26 protein-coding genes and 2 tRNA genes are annotated in these 26,231 nt (G+C 36.2%); 6 read left to right on the forward strand and 22 right to left on the reverse strand.

Annotated elements, in window-relative coordinates; genetic code table 11:
• Window positions 1-6: 6 nt before the first annotated feature.
• Both QBK89_RS04050 and hemA read right to left on the reverse strand, forming a co-directional pair.
• Window positions 7-816 (reverse strand): cytochrome C assembly family protein, encoded by an 810-nt coding sequence (locus QBK89_RS04050; protein ID WP_330948659.1) that lies wholly within the window; start codon window positions 814-816, stop codon window positions 7-9.
• Window positions 817-844: 28 nt separating this feature from the next.
• Complete coding sequence (gene hemA / locus QBK89_RS04055; RefSeq protein WP_284139742.1) at window positions 845-2,212, reverse strand: glutamyl-tRNA reductase; 1,368 nt, start codon at window positions 2,210-2,212, stop codon at window positions 845-847.
• A 231-nt stretch (window positions 2,213-2,443) separates the two neighbouring features.
• On the opposite strand from hemA, the gene QBK89_RS04060 reads away from it, so the two are divergent.
• The gene (locus QBK89_RS04060) at window positions 2,444-2,923 is read left to right on the forward strand and encodes a LiaI-LiaF-like domain-containing protein (protein ID WP_284139743.1); all 480 of its coding nucleotides are present in this window, start codon (window positions 2,444-2,446) and stop codon (window positions 2,921-2,923) included.
• A gap of 30 nt (window positions 2,924-2,953) precedes the next feature.
• On the opposite strand, the gene QBK89_RS04065 is transcribed toward QBK89_RS04060, so the two are convergent.
• The 8 genes from QBK89_RS04065 to QBK89_RS04100 all read right to left on the reverse strand — a co-directional run bounded on the left by QBK89_RS04065 (window position 2,954) and on the right by QBK89_RS04100 (window position 12,964).
• The gene (locus QBK89_RS04065; RefSeq protein WP_284139744.1) at window positions 2,954-3,694 is read right to left on the reverse strand and encodes an amino acid ABC transporter ATP-binding protein; all 741 of its coding nucleotides are present in this window, start codon (window positions 3,692-3,694) and stop codon (window positions 2,954-2,956) included.
• Between the two features lie 13 nt (window positions 3,695-3,707).
• On the reverse strand, window positions 3,708-4,373 hold the full coding sequence (locus QBK89_RS04070) for an amino acid ABC transporter permease (protein ID WP_443089751.1): 666 nt from the start codon (window positions 4,371-4,373) through the stop codon (window positions 3,708-3,710).
• 149 nt (window positions 4,374-4,522) lie between these two features.
• Entirely contained in the window at window positions 4,523-5,320 is a 798-nt protein-coding gene (locus QBK89_RS04075) for a transporter substrate-binding domain-containing protein (protein WP_284139746.1), read from the reverse strand.
• A gap of 310 nt (window positions 5,321-5,630) precedes the next feature.
• Entirely contained in the window at window positions 5,631-6,221 is a 591-nt protein-coding gene (gene yihA, locus QBK89_RS04080; RefSeq protein ID WP_284139747.1) for a ribosome biogenesis GTP-binding protein YihA/YsxC, read from the reverse strand.
• Complete coding sequence (lon, locus tag QBK89_RS04085) at window positions 6,218-8,539, reverse strand: endopeptidase La (protein WP_284139748.1); 2,322 nt, start codon at window positions 8,537-8,539, stop codon at window positions 6,218-6,220. Before lon ends, yihA begins: the two co-directional genes overlap by 4 nt.
• A 249-nt stretch (window positions 8,540-8,788) precedes the next feature.
• Complete coding sequence (gene clpX, locus QBK89_RS04090) at window positions 8,789-10,066, reverse strand: ATP-dependent protease ATP-binding subunit ClpX (protein ID WP_284139749.1); 1,278 nt, start codon at window positions 10,064-10,066, stop codon at window positions 8,789-8,791.
• A gap of 378 nt (window positions 10,067-10,444) precedes the next feature.
• Window positions 10,445-11,731 carry a trigger factor gene (gene tig / locus QBK89_RS04095; RefSeq protein ID WP_284139750.1) on the reverse strand — a complete coding sequence of 429 codons (1,287 nt, stop codon included), beginning with the start codon at window positions 11,729-11,731 and terminating at the stop codon, window positions 10,445-10,447.
• Between the two features lie 252 nt (window positions 11,732-11,983).
• The gene (locus QBK89_RS04100; protein ID WP_284139751.1) at window positions 11,984-12,964 is read right to left on the reverse strand and encodes a tetratricopeptide repeat protein; all 981 of its coding nucleotides are present in this window, start codon (window positions 12,962-12,964) and stop codon (window positions 11,984-11,986) included.
• A gap of 340 nt (window positions 12,965-13,304) precedes the next feature.
• On the opposite strand from QBK89_RS04100, the gene QBK89_RS04105 reads away from it, so the two are divergent.
• Window positions 13,305-13,484, forward strand: a complete 180-nt coding sequence (locus QBK89_RS04105; RefSeq protein ID WP_284139752.1) for a hypothetical protein — start codon at window positions 13,305-13,307, stop codon at window positions 13,482-13,484.
• Window positions 13,485-13,999: 515 nt separating this feature from the next.
• A complete protein-coding gene (locus QBK89_RS04110; protein WP_284139753.1) occupies window positions 14,000-14,125 on the forward strand; it encodes a YjcZ family sporulation protein in 126 nt (41 codons plus the stop codon).
• Between the two features lie 296 nt (window positions 14,126-14,421).
• Here QBK89_RS04110 and QBK89_RS04115 read toward each other — a convergent pair.
• From QBK89_RS04115 to QBK89_RS04150, 8 genes are all read right to left on the reverse strand, one after another.
• A tRNA-Arg gene (locus tag QBK89_RS04115) sits at window positions 14,422-14,495 on the reverse strand.
• A gap of 4 nt (window positions 14,496-14,499) precedes the next feature.
• Window positions 14,500-14,573 (reverse strand) — tRNA-Gly (locus tag QBK89_RS04120).
• Between the two features lie 323 nt (window positions 14,574-14,896).
• Window positions 14,897-15,418: a metallophosphoesterase family protein gene (locus tag QBK89_RS04125; protein WP_284139754.1), complete on the reverse strand. Its 522-nt coding sequence runs from the start codon at window positions 15,416-15,418 to the stop codon at window positions 14,897-14,899.
• Window position 15,419: 1 nt separating this feature from the next.
• Window positions 15,420-16,022 (reverse strand): XTP/dITP diphosphatase, encoded by a 603-nt coding sequence (locus tag QBK89_RS04130; RefSeq protein WP_284139755.1) that lies wholly within the window; start codon window positions 16,020-16,022, stop codon window positions 15,420-15,422.
• Entirely contained in the window at window positions 16,019-16,777 is a 759-nt protein-coding gene (gene rph / locus QBK89_RS04135; RefSeq protein ID WP_284139756.1) for a ribonuclease PH, read from the reverse strand. The genes QBK89_RS04130 and rph overlap by 4 nt, the downstream gene beginning before the upstream one ends.
• 157 nt (window positions 16,778-16,934) lie before the next feature.
• Window positions 16,935-18,014, reverse strand: a complete 1,080-nt coding sequence (locus QBK89_RS04140; RefSeq protein ID WP_284139757.1) for a GerMN domain-containing protein — start codon at window positions 18,012-18,014, stop codon at window positions 16,935-16,937.
• 232 nt (window positions 18,015-18,246) lie between these two features.
• Entirely contained in the window at window positions 18,247-19,059 is an 813-nt protein-coding gene (gene racE, locus QBK89_RS04145; protein ID WP_284139758.1) for a glutamate racemase, read from the reverse strand.
• Window positions 19,060-19,082: 23 nt separating this feature from the next.
• On the reverse strand, window positions 19,083-19,550 hold the full coding sequence (locus QBK89_RS04150; protein ID WP_443089749.1) for a MarR family winged helix-turn-helix transcriptional regulator: 468 nt from the start codon (window positions 19,548-19,550) through the stop codon (window positions 19,083-19,085).
• Window positions 19,551-19,878: 328 nt separating this feature from the next.
• On the opposite strand from QBK89_RS04150, the gene QBK89_RS04155 reads away from it, so the two are divergent.
• Window positions 19,879-20,103 carry a helix-turn-helix domain-containing protein gene (locus QBK89_RS04155; RefSeq protein WP_284139760.1) on the forward strand — a complete coding sequence of 75 codons (225 nt, stop codon included), beginning with the start codon at window positions 19,879-19,881 and terminating at the stop codon, window positions 20,101-20,103.
• 500 nt (window positions 20,104-20,603) lie between these two features.
• Here the strand turns inward: QBK89_RS04155 and QBK89_RS04160 are convergent, their stop codons facing one another.
• Complete coding sequence (locus tag QBK89_RS04160) at window positions 20,604-21,515, reverse strand: LysR family transcriptional regulator (RefSeq protein ID WP_284139761.1); 912 nt, start codon at window positions 21,513-21,515, stop codon at window positions 20,604-20,606.
• Between the two features lie 165 nt (window positions 21,516-21,680).
• Between QBK89_RS04160 and QBK89_RS04165 the strand changes: the two genes are divergently transcribed.
• Window positions 21,681-22,727, forward strand: coding sequence for a 2,3-butanediol dehydrogenase (locus QBK89_RS04165; protein ID WP_284139762.1), 1,047 nt, complete (start codon window positions 21,681-21,683; stop codon window positions 22,725-22,727).
• A 134-nt stretch (window positions 22,728-22,861) separates the two neighbouring features.
• On the forward strand, window positions 22,862-23,512 hold the full coding sequence (locus QBK89_RS04170) for a histidine phosphatase family protein (protein ID WP_284139763.1): 651 nt from the start codon (window positions 22,862-22,864) through the stop codon (window positions 23,510-23,512).
• A gap of 234 nt (window positions 23,513-23,746) precedes the next feature.
• Here QBK89_RS04170 and adhP read toward each other — a convergent pair whose 3' ends face one another.
• The 3 genes from adhP to sdhB form a co-directional block, all read right to left on the reverse strand.
• Window positions 23,747-24,769: an alcohol dehydrogenase AdhP gene (adhP, locus tag QBK89_RS04175; protein WP_284139764.1), complete on the reverse strand. Its 1,023-nt coding sequence runs from the start codon at window positions 24,767-24,769 to the stop codon at window positions 23,747-23,749.
• A 164-nt stretch (window positions 24,770-24,933) separates the two neighbouring features.
• Entirely contained in the window at window positions 24,934-25,374 is a 441-nt protein-coding gene (locus tag QBK89_RS04180; protein ID WP_284139765.1) for an acyl-CoA thioesterase, read from the reverse strand.
• Window positions 25,375-25,457: 83 nt separating this feature from the next.
• The gene (gene sdhB, locus QBK89_RS04185) at window positions 25,458-26,225 is read right to left on the reverse strand and encodes a succinate dehydrogenase iron-sulfur subunit (RefSeq protein ID WP_284139766.1); all 768 of its coding nucleotides are present in this window, start codon (window positions 26,223-26,225) and stop codon (window positions 25,458-25,460) included.
• Window positions 26,226-26,231 lie beyond the last annotated feature (6 nt).

The following is a 26,231-nucleotide window of genomic DNA, read 5'->3' on the forward strand; positions in this document are numbered from 1 at the left end:
CCCTTATTAAAAGTGAAAGTTGGATAGTAAGCTAAATAAAAAGAAATTAATTAGTAAAATTAAGAAAGCTGCTGAATTATATAAGGCAATCGTCTTCCCCTGATAACCACGAACCAAACGTAAAAATAAATAACCCGCATACACAAATAAAAGAAAAATAGAACCAATCGTCTTTATATCAAACCAATAAAATTCATCATTTGATACATGAGCCCAGACAATTCCAAGGGTGAGGCCAATCAAAAGTAATGGTACACCAATCGTTACAGATTTATAGGAATAATCATCCATCTGATTTAGATCGCCTAGCTTCCGTATCCATTTTAACCCTTTTTTCTTTTTTAAAAAACGATATTGCATGATGTATATCAAAGAAAAAATAAACGATAATGTAAAAAAACTGTAGGAGATGACCGCAAGTGTAATATGCGTCACCAGAATTTCATTTACTAATTCTACTCCACCACTTCCCATCGTTTGCTTTGCGCTCGAAAGAATATAGAGAAGCAGCATAAAGAAACCGAATAAGTTGGTAAACAAAACAATAAAATGCATTCTGAAGAATTTATTAATAATTAAAGAAAACGTTACAAGTGTCCAGCTATAAAAAAATAAACTATCCGTTAATGTTTGAATAGGAAAGCGCTGTTCTTTGATCAACACACTAAATAAAAAAACGGCTTGAATAATCCAAACCATACAAAGTAACCAGAAGGCAATTCGATTTACCTTCCGGTTATGTTGAATAAAGTCAATAAAATAACCTATCAAGCTAAGGCCATATATCGCAATAACCATTTCATATGCAAGCTTCATAACAACCACTCACAGAATCCTTTCTTCATTAATTCGTTGGCATTCTTTCAAGAGAAGAAAAGGATGAATTCGGATTGGATTCAATCATTTTTTCATTTTTTTTTGTGTGTTTATTTTTCTCTGCTGCAACCTCTTTTTCAATTCCAAAAATATTAATAAACAAAGCTAAGGCTTGTTCAGGATCGTCCTTTCCAGCAAGCTCCTTTGCCTGCGTTATTGGATCTTTTAGCAATTGATTAATAATACTTTTCGTATGCTTGCTTAACACTTTCTTCTCACGTTCTGTAAGGTCAGGCATTTTGCGTTCAATACTCTTCATTGTTTCTGCTTGTATTGTCAATGCCTTTTGCCGTAATGCTGAAATAACTGGAACGACCCCTAATGTTGTTAACCAATTATTAAACACTTCTAATTCCAAACCGATCATTGATTTTATCTTTATCGCTGCAGCTTCTCGTGCGGCCAAATTTTCATCGACAATATGCTGCAGATCATCGATATCGTATAAAAACACATTGTCTAAACTACCTATCGTTGGATCAATGTCCCTTGGAACAGCTATATCCACTAAAAATAGTGGCCGGCCTTTCCGCTTTTTTTGTACTGGTGCTAATTCTTCCTTTGACAGTACAACAGAATCTGATCCAGTAGAGCTAATTAATATATCTGCATCGATTAATATTTGCTGCAAATCTGTGATGGCAGCAGCTTTTCCATGAAAGGTCTTGGCAAGTTCTTCTGCCTTTGATAGCGTGCGATTTACAACTGTAATACGATGCACACCAGATCCATGTAAGTTCTTTGCCGCCAACTCTCCCATTTTTCCAGCACCTAAAATAACAACATGCATTTCGTGAATTTTGCCAAAGATTTTCTTCGCAAGCTCCACCGCTGCATAGCTAACGGAAACTGCATTTTCTCCAATCGCTGTTTCACTATGCGCACGCTTCGCGAAGCTAATCGCCTGTTTAAATAACTCATTAAAAATGGTACCTGTTGCCTGTGCTTGTTGAGCAGTTAAAAAGGCATCACGTACTTGTCCTAGAATTTGGGTTTCTCCTAGAACCATAGAATCGAGTCCAGCAACTAGTTGAAAAAGATGCTCTATTGCATGCTCGTTTTCTTCAATGTGTAAATAGGAGACAAAGCTTTCCTTTTCCATTTGAAACCATTTTTCTAAAAATGACTTAATATAATAGCGACCTGTATGAAGCTGATCTACAACTGCAAAAATTTCCGTACGGTTACAAGTAGAGACAATAACATTTTCCAATACGCTTTTTTCGTTATTCAAGGAAGTTATTGCATTCGCAAGCTCGTTTTCTGGAAAAGTCATCTTTTCTCTTATTTCAACTGGAGCTATTTTATGATTGAATCCCACTTTTATAATATGCACCTAATCTCCTCCAATAAATCTTGAAGAGGTTCAAGACCATCCTTATCGCATGCTAATACTTATTTATATAAATTATAACATAACAACTGTGTCCACTATGTAAATTATGTGAACAGAAATTGAAACAATATGGTACGATTAATCGTATATAACACTCTAAATGGAACTCTACCACAACCAGTTTGTGGAAGCAAGAAAACCTTATTAAAAGGGAGTTAAGCGGGGGATACGATGAAAAAACAGCAAATTTTTGTAGCATATGTGCTAATTGGCATTGGCGTTTATTACTTGCTGAGACAATTAAAGATTCCAATATTTACCGATTTCTATTCATGGCCAACACTTTTAATTATTTTGGGAATAGCCTTTTTAGTGCATGGCTATTCAACAAGAGATTATAATAATCTGTTTCCTGGAACAATTTTATTAGGAATCGGTATTCACTTTCACGGGGTTCAGCATTACCCATTCTGGATTGATCATTGGGCTGTCTTTCCATTAATTGTTGGGCTTGCATTCTTCGTGCGTTTTTTCAAAACGAAAGAGGGATTATTACCTGGCGCTATTTTAGTTGGTTTGTCTCTTTTGATTATTTTTTCAATCCAACTACCTGCATGGTTTCACTGGATATATGATCTCATTTCCTATATAGAGTTATATTGGCCAATTGCACTTATTATAGTCGGTCTTTACTTATTAAAAAAGAAATAAATCAAGCTAAAGAGCTTGATTTATTTCATTTTAAAGAATAGAGCCTAGAAATTCTTGCGTTCTTTCTTCTTTCGGTTGATCAAATAACTCGTTTGGTTTTCCATATTCAATAATTTTTCCATCATGCATATACACAACCCAATCTCCTACCTCACGAGCAAACCCCATCTCATGCGTTACAACCACCATAGTCATTCCTTCATTGGCAAGTTCCTTCATCGTTGTGAGCACTTCTCCTACTAACTCAGGGTCTAACGCTGATGTTGGTTCATCAAACAGCATAATATCCGGCTTCATTGCTAATGATCTTGCAATCGCAACGCGCTGTTTTTGTCCACCAGATAGTTTAGAAGGATATACATTGGCTTTATCAGACAAGCCAACCTTTTCCAAGAGTTCCTTTCCTTCTTGAATCGCAGTTGCTTTTGGTACTTTGTTTACTTGAATAGGTCCTTCTATAACATTCTGAAGTACGGTTTTATGTGGGAATAAATTAAAATGCTGAAAAACCATCCCAACCCTTTGACGAATCTTATTTAAATTTGTTTTGGTAGGCTCAACCGTTTCTTCTTCGATTTGGATTGTTCCACTCGTTTTAATCTCTAAAAAATTTAAGCAGCGAAGTAACGTACTTTTTCCAGATCCACTAGCCCCGATTAAAACAACGACATCACTTTCTCCTACGGTTAGATTAATATCCTTTAAAACGTGTAAATCACCAAAATATTTATTCAGCTTTTCTACGCGAATCATTTCCTTCTGCTTTTCCATTTCCAGGTCCTCCTTAATCACTTACAGCTAGTTTCTTCTCTGTATAACTTACTAATAACGTTAATAGGAAAACTAAAAGCAAATAATAGATTGCACTAATTAATAGCCAGGTCATAAAATCAAACGTATTTGACCCCATTGTTGTTGACACATTAAATATCTCAGCTAATCCAACAAATGCTGCCAAAGAGGAATCCTTTAAACCGATTATAAATTGGTTACCAAGAGGGGGAAGTGCGCGCCGAAAAGCTTGCGGCAATACAATACGCTTCATCGTTTGCCAGCTTGTCATTCCTATTGAACGACCTGCCTCTGTTTGCCCGTTACCAATCGATTGAATGGAGCCTCGAAATATTTCTGCGATATATGCCCCGTTATGGAATGCTAATCCTAGAACCGCAGACCAAAATCCACTTATTTGCAATGGACCATAGGATAAACCATAATAGAATATAAAAATTTGCACAATAAGTGGTGTCCCTCGCACGACAAAGATATACGTATTTGCCAACCAAACAAACAGCTTAATTTTAGTGATCTTTAGCAAGGCAAATAATAATCCGATAAAAATAGCAATAAAAATAGAAATTGCAGTCAATTTTAATGTTAAAAGGGTGGCTTCTAAAAATAGCCACTTACTGTCAATAAAGGTTTGCCATAAATGGCCAAAATAGCTAATAAAATCTTCAAACACATTATTCATCTCCTACTGTATCTATGAATTAAACAACGATATACCGAGAATAGTTATCATTCTAGTAACCGTTTAAAATAGCCCTTCATCACTTGGATAAAGGGCAGTATCCACTTTTTCATATACGAACAACTTTATTTCGGTTCTTCGGTTATATCTGCATCAAAGTATTTTTCACTAAGTGATTTCAGTGTTCCGTCTTCTCGAAGTGTTTCTAGTGCATCATTCACTGCTTTTAGAAGCTCGGGATTATCTTTAGAGACCGCAACTGCTTGTTCACTTCTTTCAATTAAATCTTTTCCTTCTATTTTCAATCCACTTGCGATTGCCTCTTTTCCTGTCAGGAAATCGGTAATAACTGCATCATGATGTCCTTTTTCTAATGCCTGAAGGGCTACTACATCACTATCATAGGTTTTAATATTATCTGTTACTTGCTCTGCATATTCGGTATATGTAGAGCCTTTAGATAGTCCGATTTCTAGACCTTCTAAATCGTCCAACTTCTCTAGGTCACTGTCTGGTCTAACGAAGATTTGGGCACCGGAATAATAATATGGGGTGGAAAAATCGACATTTTCGGAGCGTTCAGGTGTAATCGTATGACTCGCAACTGCAGCATCGAACCTTCCTGTTTTCACACCTTCTACAATGGCAGAAAATTTATATCTTTTTTGAACAGGATCAAGTCCTAGCTCTTCTGCAATGGCATTGCCAACTTCAATATCAAACCCAGTCATTTTACCGTCTGCTTCAACATAGCTAAACGGCTTAAACTCACCAGATGCAGCAAATGTAAAGCTTCCTTCCTTCACAAGATTATAATCACTTTCACCTTGTTCCGCACTTGTCTCTTTGTCTTTTTCCTCTCCACAAGCCGTCAGGAGAATCGTAAATAAAGCGATAAGTATCAAAAAATTCAGTTTTTTCAATCGAAATTCTTCCTTTCCTTGTCCATCTTTTCATATATTTTGAAAACGAAAGACACAAATTATGTGTCTATAAAAATTATAGCAATAGTCTTTCCAATTAACTAATTTGGTATTTTCTGATATTAATGCCTATAGCTAGTTTATACGTGATGTCGATATAATATCTCTAATATACTTAATTATCGTGCAATTTACTCTCGGATACACCTGAACTCGTAGAATAGAATCACCAAAAAGCACAGCTCTTCCCACTATCGATGGAAGGAGCCGTGCTTTATAGAATTAATCATTCATATTTTATAACGAATACCTATGAAATAGATAAATAGTGCTTGATTAGCCCCCAAGCCTCATCTTTTCCTTCTCCCGTTTCAGCTGAAAATAACACGACTGGATCTCCTTTTTGAATCCCCATCTCGTTAATGAGTCGCTTTAGATGACTTGCTTTTTTATTTTTAGGAATTTTATCTAGCTTCGTTCCAACTACAATTACTGGAAGATCAAAGTATTTCACAAATTCATACATTTGAATATCATCTCGAGTAGGAGAATGGCGTATGTCTGTAATAAGTACTACAGCCTTTAACGTTTCTCTTAATTGGAAATATTCCTCCATCATATGGCCCCATTTTTCACGTTCCTTTTTAGAAACCTTTGCATAGCCATAGCCAGGAACATCTACAAAATAAAATTGTTCATTAATTTTATAAAAATTTAACGTCTGTGTTTTCCCTGGCTTTGATGATGTTCTGGCAAGATTTTTGCGGGTAATCAATTTATTAATAAAAGAGGATTTCCCAACATTTGATCGACCCGCTAAAGCGATTTCAGGTAAGCGATCATTCGGATATTGTTTTTGACTAACCGCACTAATAATAATTTCTGCACTTGTTATTTTCATGATTTTTCCCCCACCAATGCATGTTTTAATACGGCATCTAAATGATCCACAGGAATAAAGGTTAAATCGTTCTGAACACTAGCTGGAATGTCATCGATATCGCGCTCGTTTTCTTTTGGAATAATAATTGTTGTAATCCCAGCTCGATGTGCACTCATCGATTTTTCTTTTAATCCTCCGATTGGGAGCACTCGACCACGCAAGGTTATTTCTCCTGTCATTCCAACATCCTTACGAACCGCTCGTCCACTTAGCGCAGAAACAAGTGCTGTCGCCATCGTAATTCCCGCAGAAGGACCATCCTTTGGTGTTGCTCCTTCTGGCACATGGATATGAATATCATATTTCTCATGAAAATCAGGGTCCACGTTGAGCTCTTCTGCTCTAGAACGAATATAGCTAAATGCAGCTTGAGCTGATTCACGCATTACTTCGCCAAGCTTACCAGTAAGAATGAGCTTCCCTTTTCCAGGGTAATGAGAGACTTCAATCGAAAGCGTGTCTCCTCCTGCAGCAGTGTATGCCAAGCCAGTAGCTGTTCCAATCTGATCTTCCTTCTCCATTTGACCATAACGGTAAATAGGCTTTCCAAGCAAATCTTCTAACGTTTTTTTCGTAACAATAATTCGTTTCTTATCCTCTGAGATAATAATCTTAGCGGCTTTTCTACATAAGGTAGCAATCTGTCTTTCTAAATTACGAACCCCCGCTTCTCTCGTATACGTTCGAACTAATTCAACAATCGCTTCGTCTCTAATTTGTAAATTACCTTTTTTCAAGCCATTTTCTTTTAACTGCTTTGGAAGTAAATGCTCTTTGGCAATATGAAGTTTTTCTACTTCCGTGTATCCTGAAATAGAAATAAGCTCCATGCGATCCAATAAGGGGCGAGGAATGTTATTTACATAATTCGCTGTAGCGATAAATAACACATTTGAAAGATCATATGTCTCCTCAATAAAATGATCGCTAAAATTATTATTTTGCTCTGGATCTAATACTTCTAGCATGGCAGAGGCAGGATCTCCGCGAAAATCGTTCGCCATCTTATCAATTTCATCAAGTAAAAAGACTGGATTTACCGTCTTCGCTTTTTTCATACCTTGAATTATTCTACCTGGCATCGCTCCTATATAGGTTCTTCGATGCCCTCTTATTTCTGCCTCATCTCGAACACCACCAAGGGAAATGCGGACGAAATTCCGTTCAATTGATGAAGCAATCGATTTCGCTAAGGATGTTTTTCCAACACCTGGAGGACCTACCAGACAAAGAATTGGACCTTTAATCGCATTCGTTAGCTTTTGTACGGCCAAATATTCTAATATGCGTTCTTTAACTTTATCCAATCCATAATGATCCTTATCTAATATCTTTTTTGCACGGTCAATATGGATATTATCTTTTGTCTTTTCAGTCCAAGGCAATGCTAATAGCCAATCAAGATAATTGCGAATAACAGCGCTCTCTCCGGAGCTTTGTGGGATTCTTTCGTACCGTTCAAGCTCTTTATACGCAACCTCTAATATGCGTTCAGGCATATTAGATTGTGCAATACGCTCTCTTAACTGGGTGATTTCCCCACTCTTGCCATCCTTTTCACCTAGCTCATTTTGTATTGCTTTAAGCTGTTCCCGTAAATAGTATTCTTTTTGTGTTTTTTCAATTGAGCTTTTTACTTGTTGTCCAATCTTCTTCTCTAAATCCAGAACTTTTTGTTCATTTGATATTAGTTTTATTAGCTTTTGAAGTCGTTCAACAATAGCGATCGTTTCAAGCAGCTCTTGCTTTTCTTTCAGCTTTAAAGGAAGATGTGATGTTACAATATCTGCAAGTCTACCTGGTTCTTCAATATCTGAAACAGTTGCAAATGTTTCCTGCGTGATTTTTCGAGATAGCTTTAAATATTGTTCAAATTGACTTAATAGAGAACGCATTAACGCCTCCTCTTCATGTGGATCTCCATCGATATCTTCCATTATTTCTATATCTACTAAAAACGAATCATCATCGTCTACATATTGAACAATTGACCCTCTATTCAAGCCTTCAACGAGTACTCGAATTGTACCGTTTGGGAGCTTTAACATTTGATTAACCTTTGCTATTGTTCCAACGTGATAGATGTCTTCTTTTTTCGGATCGTCGACGCTCACTTTTTTTTGGGCAGCAAGGAAAATTCGCTGATCCTCCATCATTGCTTTTTCTAAAGCAGCAATTGACTTATCTCGTCCTACATCTAAATGGAGTACCATCGTTGGAAAAACGAGTAATCCTCGCAATGGAAGAAGAGGAAGACGGTTAGAATCTTTATGCATAATTGTACCTCCATGACTGTATGTATAATCGATTGTATCAAAAGTAAAACAGGTGTTGCATCTAATCCGTAGTATAACCTTCGTTGCTATTCCTAAACTCTGCATTAAGAGATCTCGACGTGATTGATCATCCTATAATCTTAGATAACGAAAAAGACTGACTAGGGGTTACATAGCCTTCCATCTTGTAGTTAGAAGGATTCAGTAAGCCAAGTCAGTCCTCATATGCCAAAATCGATATTTATTCGATTATGCACTTTCCTTTGGCAATTTTTCGTTACCTTTTTGTACGGTTCCATCATTAAATACAAGCTTCGGACTTCCATCTTCCTCTGTAACTGTTTCTTTCGTAATAATACATTTTTCAATATCATCTCGTGAAGGAAGCTCAAACATCACATCGAGCATGATGCTTTCGATGATGGACCGAAGTCCTCTGGCACCAGTTTTTCGTTCAATTGCCTTTTTAGCAATTTCAACAAGTGCTTCGTCTTCAAATTCAAGTTCAACATCATCCATTTGAAATAGCTTTACATATTGTTTTACTAAAGCATTTTTTGGTTTTGTTAAAATTTCTACCAATGCTTCCTCATCTAGCGGCTCTAAGCTACCAATTACCGGCAATCTTCCAATAAATTCTGGAATAAGACCGAAACGTAAAAGGTCTTCCGGTAATACTTTTGAAAGAAGCTTGCCTTTGTCCATTTCTTGGTTTTCTGTGTTTGCTCCAAAACCAATCACTTTTTTACCAAGACGACGCTTAATAATTTGTTCGATACCGTCAAATGCACCACCACAGATAAAGAGCACATTTGTTGTATCAATCTGAATGAATTCTTGATGTGGATGCTTTCGACCACCTTGAGGCGGCACACTTGCAACCGTTCCCTCTAATATTTTTAATAAAGCTTGCTGTACACCTTCACCAGAAACATCTCGCGTAATAGATGGATTTTCTGACTTGCGCGCAACTTTATCAATTTCATCAATGTAAATAATTCCTTTTTCTGCTTTTTCAACATCATAATCAGCAGCTTGAATAAGCTTTAAGAGAATATTTTCTACATCCTCCCCTACATAACCAGCTTCTGTCAATGACGTTGCATCAGCCATCGCAAAAGGAACATTCAAAATCCGAGCAAGCGTTTGTGCGAGAAGTGTTTTCCCACTTCCTGTCGGTCCAATCATTGCGATATTACTTTTAGATAGCTCAACATCTTCTGAATTCTTAACTGAATTGATACGCTTATAATGGTTATAAACAGCAACAGATAAGTTTTTCTTTGCTTTTTCTTGACCAATAACGTAATCATCAAGAATTTCGCAAATTTCCTTTGGCTTTGGAACTTCTTTAAATTCCGATTCTTCTTCTGTTCCGAGTTCTTCTTCTACGATTTCTGTACAGAGCTCAATACATTCATCACATATATAAACGCCTGGACCAGCAACTAGCTTACGAACCTGTTCTTGGCTTTTTCCACAAAATGAACATTTTAATTGTCCTTTTTCTTCATTAAACTTAAACATTCGCTTTTCACCCCTAATGTGTATCTTCATTTAACCAACAATTTAGAATAGCTTAATGTAATCATATCAAAACAAAAATGGAAAACAAAACAAAATACTTCTTAAAGCTGTGTATTTTGTTTCTATATCCTTTTCAATTATTATTTTATGTTTTTATTATGGAGGAGTTTTTTCAAAAGTCAAATCATCCGTATTGTTTATTGTATGACGTGGTGGATAATTCCATTTCGTTTTTCATTCTACAAATTATCCTATGTACTTATGGAGAAAAATGTTGCCAAACGTATTCACATTTACGTTTTATAGTGCAAAACAAGGTGCGATTCACTCGCACCTTGTTATCATTACCATTTCCAACTTAATCTAAACTTATTCGTATTAAACAGTTTTGCTATGCTCAACTAAAAATTCAATTGATTTTTGAACTTTAAGATCTTCTTTAAGCATATTCGTATTACCACCAAGCATTTGAACTAGCTGATCTTTTTCCACACTATACATGCCTGCCATCTTTTCTAGCTCTGCATCTATATCTTCTTCAGAAGCTTCTAGCTTTTCAGTTGCAGCAATTGCTTCAAGTACAAGATTTGTTTTCACACGTTTTTGTGCATCGTCTTTCATTTGCTCTTTTAAAGCCGCTTCATCTTGACCTGAGAACTGGAAATACATATCCATTGTCATCCCTTGCATTTGAAGGCGTTGTTCAAACTCCTTCATCATACGGTCAAGCTCTGTATCGACCATTGCTTCAGGAATTTCTACTTCAGCATTGTCTGTAGCTTTTTCAATTAACGTTTCGCGCGTTGCATTTTCAGCATTTTGCTTCTTCTGTGCTTCTAGCTCTTCTTTTTTCTTGCTCTTTAATTCTTCAAGCGATTCAACGTTCTCATCAACATCTTTAGCAAATTCATCATCAAGCTCTGGTAATTCTTTCATTTTGATTTCATGGATTTTCACTTTGAAGGTAGCTTCTTTACCTGCAAATTCTTCTGCATGATAATCTTCTGGGAATGTTAATTGCACTTCAGTATCTTCCCCAGCTGTTTTACCAACAAGCTGATCTTCGAAGCCTGGGATAAACTGACCAGAACCAATTTCTAATGAATGGTTTTCACCTTTTCCACCCTCAAAAGCTTCTCCATCAATAAACCCTTCAAAATCGATTACTACCGTATCACCTTGTTCTACAGCACCTTCTTCTTTTACAACAAGCTCCGCAAAGCGTTCACGTTGATGCTCTAGCTCATGGTCTACATCTTCATCTGTCACAGTAACATCTTGTTTTTCTACTTCAAGATCTTTATAATCACCAAGCTTTACTTCTGGCTTTACTGTTACTGTTGCTGTGAATACAAGACTCTTTCCACGTTCGATATCATCAATATCGATTTCTGGTTGGTCGACTGGTTCAATTCCAGCTTCGTCTACAGCTTTCGTGTATGCTTCTGGTAGAACGATATCAATTGCATCTTGATACAATGATTCTGCACCAAAACGCTTTTCAAACATATTACGTGGAATCTTTCCTTTACGGAATCCAGGTACTTGAACTTTTTTCACAACTTTTTTAAATGCTTTATCCAAAGCACCTTCAAAATCTTCGGCGCTAACTTCAAAAGTTAAAACACCTTCATTTCCTTCTTTTTTATCCCATTTTACTGACATAACTATTTCCCTCCAACACTATTATTTCGATAAACAGCTGCACATGTCATCAGCTAATCTGATTTGGTATGGCGCTAAACATCAAGGATTACTGCAATAACACTATGTATACATATCGAAAAAAAGCCTCCAATATGATACGCTTCTTATCCATTGTATATCATTCAAGGATCTTCACTGCAGACTCAAATTTACAACCATTTCATTATAACATAATTGACAAGCCTTTCAAGCATTTATCGTTAAGATTTCCTAGTCTTCTATAATGCTTAAATATAGTTTTTCGCATATTGTAATTTCTTCTATATATTTTTGCGTTCTATCATCTAGATTTATTTCTTCTTCCACTTTCCCCATAAAATATTGCTCTCCTAATATTTCCAATGCCTTAGCTATTTGTGGTGTATCTTCATTTGCAGGAAAAAAAGGATATTTCACATACAAATATCGATAAAGAAGTCTAACTATTAATTCATAGAGAGTTGGATTCGACTGTTCCAATTTACTTATTATAAAGAGCACTTGCTTCACTGTTAGGTGTACTTCAATTTCGGGTATGTCGATAGGTTTCACATCTAATTCCATTCCTAGCTTATGTATATGGACTAAATAAGGATACTTTTCAGCTTGAAGCCATTGAAAAATAGCTGTTTGAATCACTGGATGCATTCCATCTTTATGCAGTAAATCAACAACTTTTGAAGCTGGAACTACTCCAAGTGCCTGCAGCTTCTTAATCGTTCGCCATTGTGTTTTATAATCATTAGCTTCAATTGCTTCCATTAAATCATCTATGTACGTGCTTGATTTTTCTATATGAATATCATCTTTCATTTTTTCACTCATCGTGTAAAGCTGTTGAAACTGTTCTCGCATGATTTCTGGAAGTGTTCTATCTTTAAGTTCATGCTCGACCTGCTCCATTAACAATTCATATTGGTTTGTTTGAAATAAAATAGTTAAATATATATGTACATAATGAAAATAATGATCGTCCTTTTGATGCATTGCATCTTCACAGAGAAGCTGGGCTTCCGTATGTTTTCCTAATTCCATCAAGCATAAGAGCTTCCCAATAATAATTTCATGACCTTGAACATCATAGTCAAGGAGCTCTTCAAACGCTTCTAAGGCTTCTTCATAACGCTTTTCTTTTAAAGCTTTTAAGCCTTTTTCTTCTAGTATCTCTCTCCATTTTGGAAAGAGGATGATATTTTCTGTATCATTTTTCATATTTCCCCTCCTTCACTTCTTATTGTTAAGTAAAAAAACATAATGTATACATTCCCGCTTCCAGCTACTGTGAAACATTTTATATTCAAATGTAGAAAAAGATGACGATAAAGATAAAAAATGAGAGACCATTTATTTCGGTTTCTCATTAAACATTCCAAGCGCTCTAGCTTTAGATCATATGCAAATATGTAAATTGTTTTCAAGAATCAACGTAATATATTTATATTATCACATTTTTTTCATTTTTGCTTTGAATTCGAAATTATATTTTTTCATCGTATATGAAAGCTTGCTAATTAAATATGGTACAATTACATGTAAAAAGAGGTGTTATATTTTGGTAATTTTAATTAATGCTTTGATGCTAGCAGCCATGATTGCGGCAATTGCGGCAATTGCGGCTTGGTTTAATACACGTGCTATTTTAAAAGATTTAAACGCTATTAAAATAAAGCTAGAGATTCAAGAGGAGCAGCTTAAAAACACGCCCTTTGTAAAGAATGATCTCGACAAATAAATAAGTGGACTAATTCGCATGCTATTACTTTCATCACATTTTTTTCTAACATGAGGATGCATCCAAATGAATAAATAAACCATAATCCGTTTAGTTGGATGGATCTATATTGTAATAATTAGTTATTTAAAATGTATTATCCAGAAGAATCTTCTCTAATAACCTCTAGTTTGGGCGGACTTATTTCTATAATAATTGGTACAGTGTTGATTAGTTACTACGAAAGCAAGTAAGGGAAGGGTTGAAAATAGTCCAACAAATGAGGGAAATAAGTAACTTCTTTTATTATGTTTCTCCTGTGATTATCCACTAATTGTTTTTTACGAATTTTGACTACTCGTTGCAGAATTAAATATGTAATGAAGGCAGAAAGAAAATCAAAATGACTTCTTTAATAGAAACCCTCCTTTAAATTTCACGAGGCAAACCAGATAATTTTTATAATGATGACAACTGCCAACACGAACTTACACATTTCTCATAGGATGTTGTATCAAAGGGAAGGAGGTGTTTGTATGAGTGCTGGTTATGGATACGGAGCTGGGTCTGGTTTTGCTTTAATTGTTGTTCTCTTCATTCTTTTAGTTATCGTAGGTGCTGCCTTTGTAGGTGGTGGTTACGGCGGAGGTTACGGATATTAATTTTTAAGTTATTTTTATTTCACATCTCACTATCCACTAGTAAGCCCTCAACAATTCAGCCTTAACTAAAGCGCATCCTTAAAATAAGAGGGAGCTAAACGCTCCCTTATTTTTCATGTGATATTAAACGAAGTACCAATTTCCACATCAAATTTTTGATGCAACTCTATATATTCCTCCATCACTTTTATTACTATCATGATTGCCAATGGGTATAAGTGGTGTGAAAATTTTTTATCAGAACAGCATAAAACAAAAACCTTTATGAACTCGAAGTTCATAAAGGTTTGGTTTAACGTCCCAGGCAGGATTCGAACCTGCGACCCACAGCTTAGAAGGCTGTTGCTCTATCCAGCTGAGCTACTGGGACATATTGGAGCGGGTGAAGGGAATCGAACCCTCGACATCAGCTTGGAAGGCTGAGGTTTTACCACTAAACTACACCCGCATTAATAATAATGTTTTGAATCCTATTTAATTGTAACGCTCTATTCATGTCCCTGCATCTGCTAGCTAACTCAGTGATGGAAATGCTTCGGAACAACTCGTCGATTATTCGGTGGATACTTTGCTCGTGGCTGAGGTTTTACCACTAAACTACACCCGCATTGTAATCCGTAAAATGTATGTACCATTTTTGGTCACAAGATTTATTATATGCACTTTGATTTTTTTTGTCAACAACAAAATTTACATTCGTTTATACACTTGAAAAGGATCCTGTAACTATAAACAGAATCCTTTTTCCATAAATCACTGACATGATGTTTATTAATTTCCATTTAATGTTGTTTGATAAGTCATTTCTGGAACGAGTGAACCATCCATATCATAAAAGGATACTTGTACATGCTGAAACCCTTCATCCCACTCGATGATTGCATAGGTTCTTTCCTGCCTTCTCCTTGGAAGACGAATACTACCAGGGTTAATAAAAAGCTGATTCCCTTGTTTAATGGCTCCAGCTACATGTGTATGACCAAAACAAATAACTTGTGCGCCCATTTCATCTGCTTTATAAGAAATTCTAGTCAATCCTTCTTTGACTCCATACAGATGGCCATGGGTTACAAAGAAGGAAAGCCCACCAACTGTAAAAAATTGATCATTCGGATACCGACTATCAAAGTCACAGTTCCCACCTACTTTAATAAAATTATCCAATATAGGTGCATCCATGTCTAATTCAGAGTCTCCACAGTGAATCATTAGATCGAGTGAATGTCTTTTTTTAATCGTATCCACTTCTTTTGTCATACCATGACTATCACTAATAATCAGTGCTTGATTCAAGCTATCCCTCCTTTACAAGTGATTGTACCCAATCTTCCAACTGGTCTATCGCATTTTTTCGATGACTAATGGAATTCTTCTCTTCCGGTGAGAGCTCGGCCATTGTTTTTTCATATCCATCAGGAATAAAAATAGGATCGTAGCCAAAGCCGTTTTCTCCTTGTGGAGCCAAGGCGATTTTCCCTTCACAATACCCTGTACGAAAAACGGTTTGCTTGCCTGGTACACTTATAGCAAGTACACAAATGAAACGGGCAGTCCGTTTTTCCAAGCTCACCCCTTCAAGTTCTTTTAACACTTTTTCTAGGTTGGCTTGATCGTTTTTCGGCTCTCCTGCATATCTTGCTGAAAAGATTCCCGGTCTGCCATCAAGTGCATCAATGATAAGCCCTGAATCATCTGCTAGAACCGCTTGTCCTAATTTAGCAGCGATTTCTTCCGCCTTTAATGCTGCGTTTTCCTGAAATGTGCTACCTGTTTCTGCAATATCCGGTACACTTGGCATATCCAATAAAGACTTCACATCTATGCCATATTCCGAAAAAAATTGATTGAATTCCATCACTTTTCCTTTATTTTTTGTAGCAATTACAACATACTTCATGATGGATCACCATTTCCCTTTGCAATATATGATGCTAATTCTCCTACCGCTTCTTTTTGAATTGTGAAAATTTCGTTCATGCCTTCCTCTGCAAGCTGAAGCATTGCTTGTAGTTGCTTATATGTAAAGGTAGCTTCTTCACCTGTACCTTGAATTTCAACAAACTCTCCCACACCAGTCATAACAATATTCATATCAACACATGCCTGCGAGTCTTCTACATAATCAAGATCTAGCACTTCTGTACCTTCTGGAAGAACACCTACCGAAATAGCAGCTAGAAAATCTGTTACAGGCATCTTCGTTATTTTCCCCTCATTAAGTAGTTTTCCAAAAGCAAGCACAACAGCAACAAAGGCACCTGTAATGGATGCGGTTCTCGTACCACCATCTGCTTGAATGACATCACAATCCACCCAAACTGTTCGCTCACCAATAATATCTAAGTTCACAACAGAACGAAGCGCCCTTCCGATCAATCGCTGAATCTCCATCGTACGCCCACTAACTTTCCCTTTTGAGGATTCTCTAATATTTCGTTGTGAGGTAGCACGAGGGAGCATAGAATACTCTGCAGTTATCCAGCCTTTACCTTGTCCTCGTAAAAAAGGCGGCACTCGATCTTCTATACTTGCATTGCAAATAACCTTTGTATCTCCTACCTGAATTAGGACAGAGCCTTCTGGGTGTTTTACAAAATTAGTCGTTATTGAAATTGGTCTTAAACTATTGTTGTTTCGTTGTTGACTACGCATAACGCTTCCTCCTAACATTTTCATCATCTAGCTTACCATATTTTTGTCCGATTGCCGAAAAAAATCCATCCAACAAAACCCTTTCCGCCCTATAATCTTAAAAATTTCCAAGACAATTTCCTAAAAAAAAAGAAGAGGCAGTCAGCCTCTATTTCCTTTATAATTTTTCACTTGGAATAAATGATTTTTTAGACACCGGTTCCTCATATGCTTCTCCATTTTCATTTACAAGTTTGTCAATGTTGTCCACTTTAATGTCAACCGCATCAACTAGTTGTTGTTCTGTCAGGGTCCGGACAATTGTTTCAATGACTTCATCAGAAATCACCGCTTTATCTTTATCCTTTAAAATTTGCTGATTAAATTTTAATTGAAGCACACCATCACTTAACACTGGTTCTGAAATTAGTTCTGCTTCTGTATTAAACACATGGACCGTATTTGTTGTGTATCCAGGTCCATCAAGCATCGCTTCGACAATTGCTTGATACATATCTTTCCCTGTTACATCGACATGCTGTGTCATTGGAACATAGTATCGATTTTCGTTATGTTCAGCAGGGTAGTACATCGTGACAGGCTTGCTATTAATTAAATCAACGGTATCTGTTTTCAATACATTAATTCCATTTGCTCGGGAGTAACCATCCGTAAGTGGTGTTCCATTCACAGGCATCTCGCTTTGAGGATGACCATTTATCCATAATTTAATTCGATCTACATTTTCAAATTGAGTTAAGGTAAAGGTCATTGCTTCGAGAATTTTCGTCTCGTCTTCTGCCTTATAATTTTTAAAGTCTTCCGAAACGTCCACAATCATTGTTCCATCTTTTTCTAAGCGCAATCCAAGAATCTCTGTTCCCTCTGGAAGTACAGCCTGAAATCCATTTGGAAGCAATGAGGTTACTGGTCCTCCCTTTACTAGATATTCTAATACTTGCTTTGCTACCTCTTTTGAATCCGGTATAGGTAAATCTAATGTCTGAGGTGCTACCATCCCATTTACATCCATTAAATACAGCTGACGGGCAACTGTTTCTGTTTTTCCTTCATCATCCGTTTCCTTTTCATCTTCTTTTGTTTTCTTTGTTTGATTTGCTTCCTCCATATTATCTACTTCTTCTGCATTTTGCGGTGGATCAATTTCTTCCATGGATTGCTCCCCTTTAAAGCATCCCGTCAGTAAAACTGAAACGATACCAATTAGGAACAAAAGCAATATTCCGCGCTTTTTCATGTCATTCCCTCCTACGATGGTTTGTACTATTATATATACGAGCCCATCGTAAAATTAGACCAAATTTGCGAAGAATGAGAAGATAAATCTTGACGAGAAAAACGACTATTTATAAATCATTCCTTTTAATGGACGATCATTTACGAGAAGAACTCTCGTCAAAAGAGAGTTTTTTAACTTTTCTTTATATCAATTAAAAACAAACAGGAGCCACATATAGCTAAGCTCCCGTTTAACAAATTACCGCTTTTTCGATCATTACGGTTTGTAAGTTTTCGATTTTAGAATGAAAAATTTCTTCTGTTATTTTAGTGAATATGTCTAATTCGCCGGTTGTGTAAAATTGATGCTTTGGTGCTTCTTCTGAATCATTTAATAAATGATTCCATTCAAGAATTATACTCGTTTCCCTTGCTGTTTCTTCACTTGAAGAAATGAGCGAAACTTCAGAGCCTAATACTTCCTGAATAATATCTTTAATTAATGGATAATGCGTGCAGCCGAGAATCAACGTATCGATTTCACTCGACCTAAGTGGGATTAGGCTTTTTTCAACGATATCATACGCCTGCTGACCAGCTAAAATACCTTGTTCAACCATTGGCACAAATAAAGGGCAAGCTAACGGAGTTACCATGATATGTTCGTTTATTCTTGTTAATGCTTGTGCGTATGCACGACTACGAATAGTTCCTTCTGTTCCAATTATACCAATGCGATTATTTTTAGTTACTTTAATGGCTGCACGTGCGCCTGGCTGAATCACACCAATTACCGGAATATTTAGTTGCTTTTGTAATTCTTCCAATGTATAAGCCGTCGCTGTATTACAAGCAATAACTAGCATTTTTATTTCTTTTTCAAGGAGAAAATCAACCATTTCCCAAGTGAATTGAACGATTTCTTTCTTTGACCTAGGGCCATAAGGACAGCGTAATGTGTCTCCTAAGTAAATTAGTCTTTCTTTAGGAAGCTGTCGCATAAGCTCGTGCGCTACTGTTAATCCACCTACTCCGGAGTCAATTACTCCAATTGCCCGCTTCAAATTAAATCGCCTCTTCTTCTGTTTTATTTCTGTTGTATATGTTTCATCTCTTCGTGTAGCATTTGAAGCAGCTCATCTAATTGCTCCGTTTGTTTTTCTGAAAAACTTTCCAGTACTTCTCCTAAAAATTCCTGACGCTTTGCAATAACCTCTTTTATAATACTATTTCCTTTTTCCAAAACTTGTATCCGAACGATTCGTCGGTCATTCAAATCTTTTAATCGGACAACTAATTCATTCTTTTCCATACGATCAACTAAATCTGTCGTGGTACTAAAAGCTAATCCAATTTTATTGGATAACTCTCCTATCGTTAACTCCCCTTCTTCCACCAGCCATTGAAGTGCAATGAATTGAGGAGAAGTAATTGGATAATTATTTAAGATTTTCCGTCCGTTTTGTTTAATTTGCCCTGATATATGACGAAGTCGCTTTTCAAGTGTCGCTATAACATCGTTAGATAAATTGTTTTCCAACACACTACCTCCCATAGTCTCTCTACAGGCATATTTTATCACAAATTTAGACAAAAAAATTGTTTTTCTTCTATAAAGTTACATTCAATCCCGATGTAAATGCTAAAGCATTGATCAAACCCTATTCTAATTGATTTTTTAAACGATCATTTTGTGAGTAATTTATTCAAGAGCATAGGAACACGTGACTCCTGACAAGCTTTTTTTAATCTACTAGTAATGATAAGAAAATGACTTTCACCAAGCATTTGTGCGCACCGATTCCCTCTTGATTCATAAGCTATTATTGACTAGATAATTCCCTTCATACTGCAGCTCTATGACAGCAAGGAGGGGTTAACATTTGAAGGACAACGACTACAAGCCAAAGCAATTACTAACAAAACGTGAGAGAGAAGTATTTGAACTCTTAGTTCAGGACAAAACGACAAAGGAAATTGCCCAGGAATTGTTTATATCTGAGAAAACCGTCCGAAACCACATTTCAAATGCTATGCAAAAGTTGGGTGTAAAGGGGCGCTCACAAGCTGTAGTAGAGCTTATCCGAATGGGAGAACTAAAGCTCTAAGACTATAGGAGATTTGCTTCAACAAGCTTCTCTCCTAATCGAAACACGATCCAATGGATCGTATAATGAAACCGACTACCTTCATGGTTAGTCGGTTTTTATTGTTCATTAAACTTTCAAATCATTTTACCTGTTCAAGCATTAAGATTTAGCCTACGCTTTCATGCCCAGTTTTAAATAATCTTTATAACTATTTTAAACGCACATCAATAACCATTCTTTCTTGGTTCGTACCATTGAAAGATGTCGTTAATTTCATCAAGCTTACGGGATTGGATTGCTAAAACATCCTTACCTTCTGTACCAATTATGCTACAATGACATCTTGACATCGAACCTTACACACGATTTTTAAAAAGCAAGATCCAATTAAATAGCAAACGAATCAAGGTGGCATGAGCCTGGTACAATATCGAATTCAGATCTCAAGCAGGTGCCGTTTAAAGGGCGTAATAAACAAGTATGATGCCAAGATATATACTACAGCGAATATACTTTCATTAGTATAAATAATTAATAAATAATTCTTGGTTAAATCTATCTATTGCTTCTTTAGTAATTGAAGATAATGATCTATTACTTTGGGTGATCCAGCCAAAGTAAACAACATGATCTGAAAAATTTTCAATATCAATCGTAATAAGCTCTCCTGATAAGACAAGCGGATGATTAGCAAATGAATAATCGTGTCCAATTGTCACTGCCATGTCTTCTGTAAGAGCAGTAACAATGGCATCTCCATTATTCGTAGAAAATAGCACATCAATCTCACCATAAATATTAGAAAAGTCACGTATAAACCAATTTATATAATCGTCTTGATATAAAACAAAAGTTTGATTTTTGAGTTCTTCCGGTGTAAGCGATTTTTTTTTAGAAAGAGGGGAATCTCGTCCAACACAAAGAACGATCTTCCCTTCGATAACTGATTCGAAAGTAAATTCTACCCTCTGTTGAATCATTTTCTCGCTCATTGCTATAAAGCCTGCATCTAAATTATTCTCTAAAAATCCTTCCATAATTTCAAAGGAACCTTTTTCAATAATTTCTACTGTAATATTTCTGTATTTTCTTTTTAATTGAGCAGCTATTTTAACAAGTGTAGGTGTTACTCCTGGCATTCCTGCCAAACGCAGTTCACCAGTAACTATATTTGGTTGACCTTCTGCTTCTTCTCTAAGTTCTCTAACTTTATTTAATACGTCATTAGCCTTAAGGATAATTTCCTTCCCAACTTCAGTAGGTACTGTACCTATTCGGGATCTCCTGAATATTTTAATATTTAATTCGTTTTCTAGAGAAGAAATAGACTGACTAATCCCTGATTGAGTAATATGGAGAGTTTCCGAAGCTTTTGATATTGATTTCATTTTTGCAACTTCTACAATATGCACTAATTGTTCTATATTCATCCGTATACCCTCTTTCATTAAGTTAAACTTATATTAATATAACTAAAAGTAAATTTATTAAACTATATTTCAATATTATAATAGGTATATAGGTATATTATACTCAATATTTTTTCCTAGTGTAATCATACTATAAAAATAAATAATCTAAGGGGATGTTACACAATGAAAGCAGCAGTATGGTACGGAAAGTATGACGTGCGTGTTGAAAGTACACATGAACCTGTAGTTGAGCCTGGAAAGGTTAAAGTTAAAGTTGAATGGGCAGGTATTTGCGGAAGTGATTTACATGCTTACCATGGTGCAGGTGTTCAACAGAATGAGCCTCATCCTGTTTCAGGTGAAATGGCGCCTCTTACATTGGGGCACGAATTTGCAGGTGTCATTACAGAAGTCGGGGAAGGAGTTTCCGATTTTGTGGTTGGTGACCGTGTAGCAATTGAACCGCTTATTTATTGTGGAGAATGTGAATATTGTAAAGAGAATCATTATAACAAATGTAATTCCGTTGGATTTATCGGATTAAATGCAAACGGAGGGTTTGCTGAATATGTTGTATTAATGCCGAATATGCTCCACAAGCTCCCTGAAAAAGTATCCCTTGAAGAAGGTGCACTTGTTGAGCCGACTGCCGTTGCTTTGCATGCGGTGAAGCAAAGCAAGTTAAAAGTAGGGGATAAAGTTGCTGTATTTGGTGTAGGACCAATAGGATTGTTAACAATCATGGCTGCTAAAGCTGCAGGTGCAACTGATATTTTTGCGGTCGATATGTCTCCTGAGCGATTACTTAAAGCGCAAGAGGTGGGAGCTACACATACAATCAATCCTGCTGAGGAAAACGCCGTAGAAACAATTTTAAAATTATCTAACGGTGGTGTTGATGTTGCATATGAAGCTGCAGGTGTTGAAATTACGCTAGGAAACGCATTATCATCAGTGAAAAAAGGTGGAGAGATAATGGTGCTCTCTATCATTCCGGAACCTGTAAAAGTAGATATTTTACAATTGACTTTTAAAGAAGCTAACATTACTTCCACATTAGCTTATAGAAGTATATTTCCTGAAGTAATCGCTTTAATCGCTTCAGGTGTTCTTGACGTAAAAAAAGTTGTTACTAAAAAAATTACTTTAGACCAAATCGTGGAGGACGGTCTTAAACTATTAGATAGCGACAAGAGCCAAGCAAAGATTTTAGTTAAAGTACAACAATAATTATAAAATCAAGCCACTGAATACTTGGGTGGCTTGATTTTTAGCTTGATTTAAAATAATAATTTATTAGCATTATTTTGCCTTTTATGTGAAGAATAGTATGCTTTTTTTACTACATTATGAACGGTGGTCATATGAATAAAAAAATCAAATTGTTTTTAGTTAGACATGGAGAAACCTATTTAAACAAGTATAATAAGCTACAGGGGTGGACTGATAGTCCTCTAACAGAAAACGGCAAAAGAATAGTAACAAAGACTGGTAAAAGACTAAAAAATGTTCCTTTTCACTATATATATACAAGTGATTTAGAAAGAACAGTAGAGACTGCAAAATTAATCCTTGAACAAAATAGAAACAACAAAAATAGGAACATACACAAAAATAACAATTTAAGAGAAGTATTCTTTGGTAGCTTTGAAGGAGAATATATAGACGATTTTTATAAAAAAGTACTCCAACATAGTGGTTGTAATAATACAACTGCATTGTATAAAAATCATAGCCTAGAAGAGGTAATGAATTTCATAAAAAAAATAGATCCGTTTTCACATGCAGAGAATTATCCGGAATTCTGGAAAAGAATTGAGATCGGATTAAATGAAATCGTATCTCAATGTTGTAACAACGAAAATATTTTACTTGTCACTCACGGCGTTGTAATAAAAACTATAATAAATGAGTTTTCGAAAAAAGGAAATATTGAACAAGAAATAAAAAATTCCAGTATTTCTATACTCGAATATTCAAATAATACCTTTAGCGTTGTTTCAATTAATGGATAAATTAATTAAGTGGTACTTGTGTGAAAAGGCGCTCATAAGCTGTATTAGAGCTTATCTGCTTCAGAGAACTAAATCTATAAGAAATGCTTCATTAGATTATTTTATGAAACCGACTACCTTTATGGATAGTCGGTTTTCTCATCGTTTCATTCTGTTTACTGTTCTCACGATTTTTCAATTAGCTTGCGCTTCATTTTTATTCGTTAAAAAAGAGTAAAAAGTGTATCTTCACAACTATTTCAAGCGCATATCAATAACCATTCTCCCTTGGATCGTACCATTTTCCATCTCATGAAAAATGTCGTTAATTTCATCAAGCTTACGGGATTGGACAACAGGTACAACTTTCCCCTCTGCACCAAACATAAATGCTTCTTCTAAATCTTTTCTCGTCCCAACAAGAGAACCAATTACTTCAATCCCGTTGAGAACACTCTTAATTATGTCTAAATCCATTGTTTCAGGAGGTAAACCAACGTTAACCACTTTGGAGGTCGGACGTACAGAGTTAACCGCTTGATTAAAAGCTGCCTTTGACACAGCTGTTACAACAGCAGCATGTGCTCCTCCCACCTCTTTTTGAATCACCTCATCAACATTCGGAACTGTTTTTACGTTATATGTTAAATCAGCGCCAACTTCTTTCGCCAGCTGTAGCTTATCATCATTAATATCAACGGCAATTACTTTAGCATTGAATACACGCTTTGCATATTGAATAGCTAAGTTTCCAAGTCCTCCTGCACCAAATATTACGATCCACTCACCTGGACGAATATCGGATACTTTAATTGCCTTATAAGTTGTAACACCAGCACACGTAATACTTGTTGCCTGTTCTGGGTCTAACCCTTCTGGCACCTTAACGGCATAGTCTGCTGCGACAATACATTGTTCTGCCATTGCTCCATCAACGCTATACCCTGCATTTTTTGAATATAGACAAAACGTTTCGCGACCTGTCACACAGTATTCACATGCTCCGCAGCCTTCAAAAAACCAGGCTACACTAACACGATCTCCTACCTTTAAACTCGTTACATCATCGGCGATTTCTTTTACAATTCCTACTCCTTCGTGGCCAAGGATACGTCCTGGCACTTCACCAAAGTCACCTTGTGCAACATGCAGATCGGTATGGCAAACACCACAAAATTCAATATCTACAAGTGCTTCGCCAGGCTCCAACGGGCGCAATGTAACATCCTTCACTTCTACAAGCTTGTCTTTATCAGAACTTACAACAGCTGCTCTCATTCAGTATCATCCACCTTTTCTTGTGATTTTTATCATATATATTTCAATGATAATACGTATAAAGGTTCATTATAGTAATACCCAATACGATATAAATTACACGACAAAAACAACAAATAGTAGACATTTATAGCGCGGATAAATTTAACCCTTTTCCGACTCCTTTAATCTCCTAATAACTTTTCTTTACTTTCCTCGTCCAATGGAATGGGTTGTCCTGTCGTCGCATTTACATAAACCAACCTTCCCCGACCAGTAAGACAAATGTCACCGTGTTGATTCAAAGCCATATAATGCAAGTCAAAAGAAGAATTCCCTACTTCATCTGTTTTAACAAATAATTGAACCGAATCTCCAAAATATAACGGCTTATGATAATCACAATGTAAATCAGCGACAACTGGAATTCCTTCATTTCCTTTTAGATCCGTGAATAAACCGCATGATCTCATATAAGCAATTCGCGCCTCTTCAAAATAAATAAATGGCGATACATTGTTTACATGCCCAAACATATCTGTCTCAGAAAAACGAATAGTAATCGGGATATAAAATGAAAATTCTGATTTCCAAGCTTCTAAGTCGTTTATATAGGATGCTTTCATGCGTATCCTCCCCTTTATATCTTTTAACGAATTATCAAAAAACCCTCGCCATCTAAGAGGCAAGGGTCTTGTTGTAAAAAAAATTAATGTGCGTTATCACTACCAAAGAAATTCTTAAAGGCTTGAATATTTGTAGCTCTGTTCATTGCTGCAATAGATGTAGTCAATGGAATTCCTTTCGGACAAACCTGTACACAGTTTTGCGAGTTACCACAGCCGGTAATTCCACCATCTTCCATTAACGCATTTAAACGTTCACTCTTATTCATTGCACCTGTTGGATGCGCATTGTATAAACGCGGCAGCGATAAAAGTGCCGGTCCGATAAAGTCGGATTTATCATTAACGTTTGGACAAGACTCTAAGCACACACCACAAGTCATACATTTAGACAATTCATACGCCCATTGTCGTTTCTTTTCAGGCATGCGCGGTCCAGGTCCAAGATCATAGGTTCCATCAATTGGAATCCATGCTTTAATTCGTTTTAATGCATCAAACATACGAGATCGATCTATCACTAAATCACGTACAACTGGAAACGTATCCATTGGTGCTAGATGAATCGGTTGCTCAAGCTCATCAACTAAGGTAGAACAAGATTGTCTTGCTGTACCATTAATTACCATCGAACACGCTCCACAAACTTCTTCCAAGCAATTCATTTCCCATTGTACAGGACTTACATTTTCCCCTTTGGCATTGACCGGATTTTTTTGAATCTCCATCAAACCGGATATAATATTCATGTTTCTACGATATGGAACATGAAATGTTTCCTTATACGGAGCCGAATCCGGACTGTCTTGACGTGTGATTATAAAAGTAACCGTTTTTTGATTTTCAGCCATTTCACT

The sequence above is a fragment of the Virgibacillus sp. LDC-1 genome (assembly GCF_030137545.1).
Taxonomy (GTDB): Bacteria; Bacillota; Bacilli; order Bacillales; family Amphibacillaceae; genus LDC-1.

Excerpts from the sequence above, each read along its gene's own strand:
- QBK89_RS04170 (WP_284139763.1), top strand. The coding sequence starts at position 22,862 with ATGAATAAAAAAATCAAATTGTTTTTAGTTAGACATGGAGAAACCTAT.
- rph (WP_284139756.1), bottom strand. The coding sequence starts at position 16,777 with ATGCGTAGTCAACAACGAAACAACAATAGTTTAAGACCAATTTCAATA.
- QBK89_RS04100 (WP_284139751.1), bottom strand. The coding sequence starts at position 12,964 with ATGAAAAATGATACAGAAAATATCATCCTCTTTCCAAAATGGAGAGAG.
- QBK89_RS04130 (WP_284139755.1), bottom strand. The coding sequence starts at position 16,022 with ATGAAGTATGTTGTAATTGCTACAAAAAATAAAGGAAAAGTGATGGAA.
- sdhB (WP_284139766.1), bottom strand. The coding sequence starts at position 26,225 with ATGGCTGAAAATCAAAAAACGGTTACTTTTATAATCACACGTCAAGAC.
- lon (WP_284139748.1), bottom strand. The coding sequence starts at position 8,539 with ATGCATAAAGATTCTAACCGTCTTCCTCTTCTTCCATTGCGAGGATTA.
- QBK89_RS04140 (WP_284139757.1), bottom strand. The coding sequence starts at position 18,014 with ATGAAAAAGCGCGGAATATTGCTTTTGTTCCTAATTGGTATCGTTTCA.
- adhP (WP_284139764.1), bottom strand. The coding sequence starts at position 24,769 with ATGAGAGCAGCTGTTGTAAGTTCTGATAAAGACAAGCTTGTAGAAGTG.
- QBK89_RS04065 (WP_284139744.1), bottom strand. The coding sequence starts at position 3,694 with ATGGAAAAGCAGAAGGAAATGATTCGCGTAGAAAAGCTGAATAAATAT.
- QBK89_RS04150 (WP_443089749.1), bottom strand. The coding sequence starts at position 19,550 with ATGGGAGGTAGTGTGTTGGAAAACAATTTATCTAACGATGTTATAGCG.
- clpX (WP_284139749.1), bottom strand. The coding sequence starts at position 10,066 with ATGTTTAAGTTTAATGAAGAAAAAGGACAATTAAAATGTTCATTTTGT.
- QBK89_RS04060 (WP_284139743.1), top strand. The coding sequence starts at position 2,444 with ATGAAAAAACAGCAAATTTTTGTAGCATATGTGCTAATTGGCATTGGC.
- yihA (WP_284139747.1), bottom strand. The coding sequence starts at position 6,221 with ATGAAAATAACAAGTGCAGAAATTATTATTAGTGCGGTTAGTCAAAAA.
- QBK89_RS04160 (WP_284139761.1), bottom strand. The coding sequence starts at position 21,515 with ATGAATATAGAACAATTAGTGCATATTGTAGAAGTTGCAAAAATGAAA.
- QBK89_RS04165 (WP_284139762.1), top strand. The coding sequence starts at position 21,681 with ATGAAAGCAGCAGTATGGTACGGAAAGTATGACGTGCGTGTTGAAAGT.
- QBK89_RS04110 (WP_284139753.1), top strand. The coding sequence starts at position 14,000 with ATGAGTGCTGGTTATGGATACGGAGCTGGGTCTGGTTTTGCTTTAATT.
- tig (WP_284139750.1), bottom strand. The coding sequence starts at position 11,731 with ATGTCAGTAAAATGGGATAAAAAAGAAGGAAATGAAGGTGTTTTAACT.
- QBK89_RS04050 (WP_330948659.1), bottom strand. The coding sequence starts at position 816 with ATGAAGCTTGCATATGAAATGGTTATTGCGATATATGGCCTTAGCTTG.
- QBK89_RS04180 (WP_284139765.1), bottom strand. The coding sequence starts at position 25,374 with ATGAAAGCATCCTATATAAACGACTTAGAAGCTTGGAAATCAGAATTT.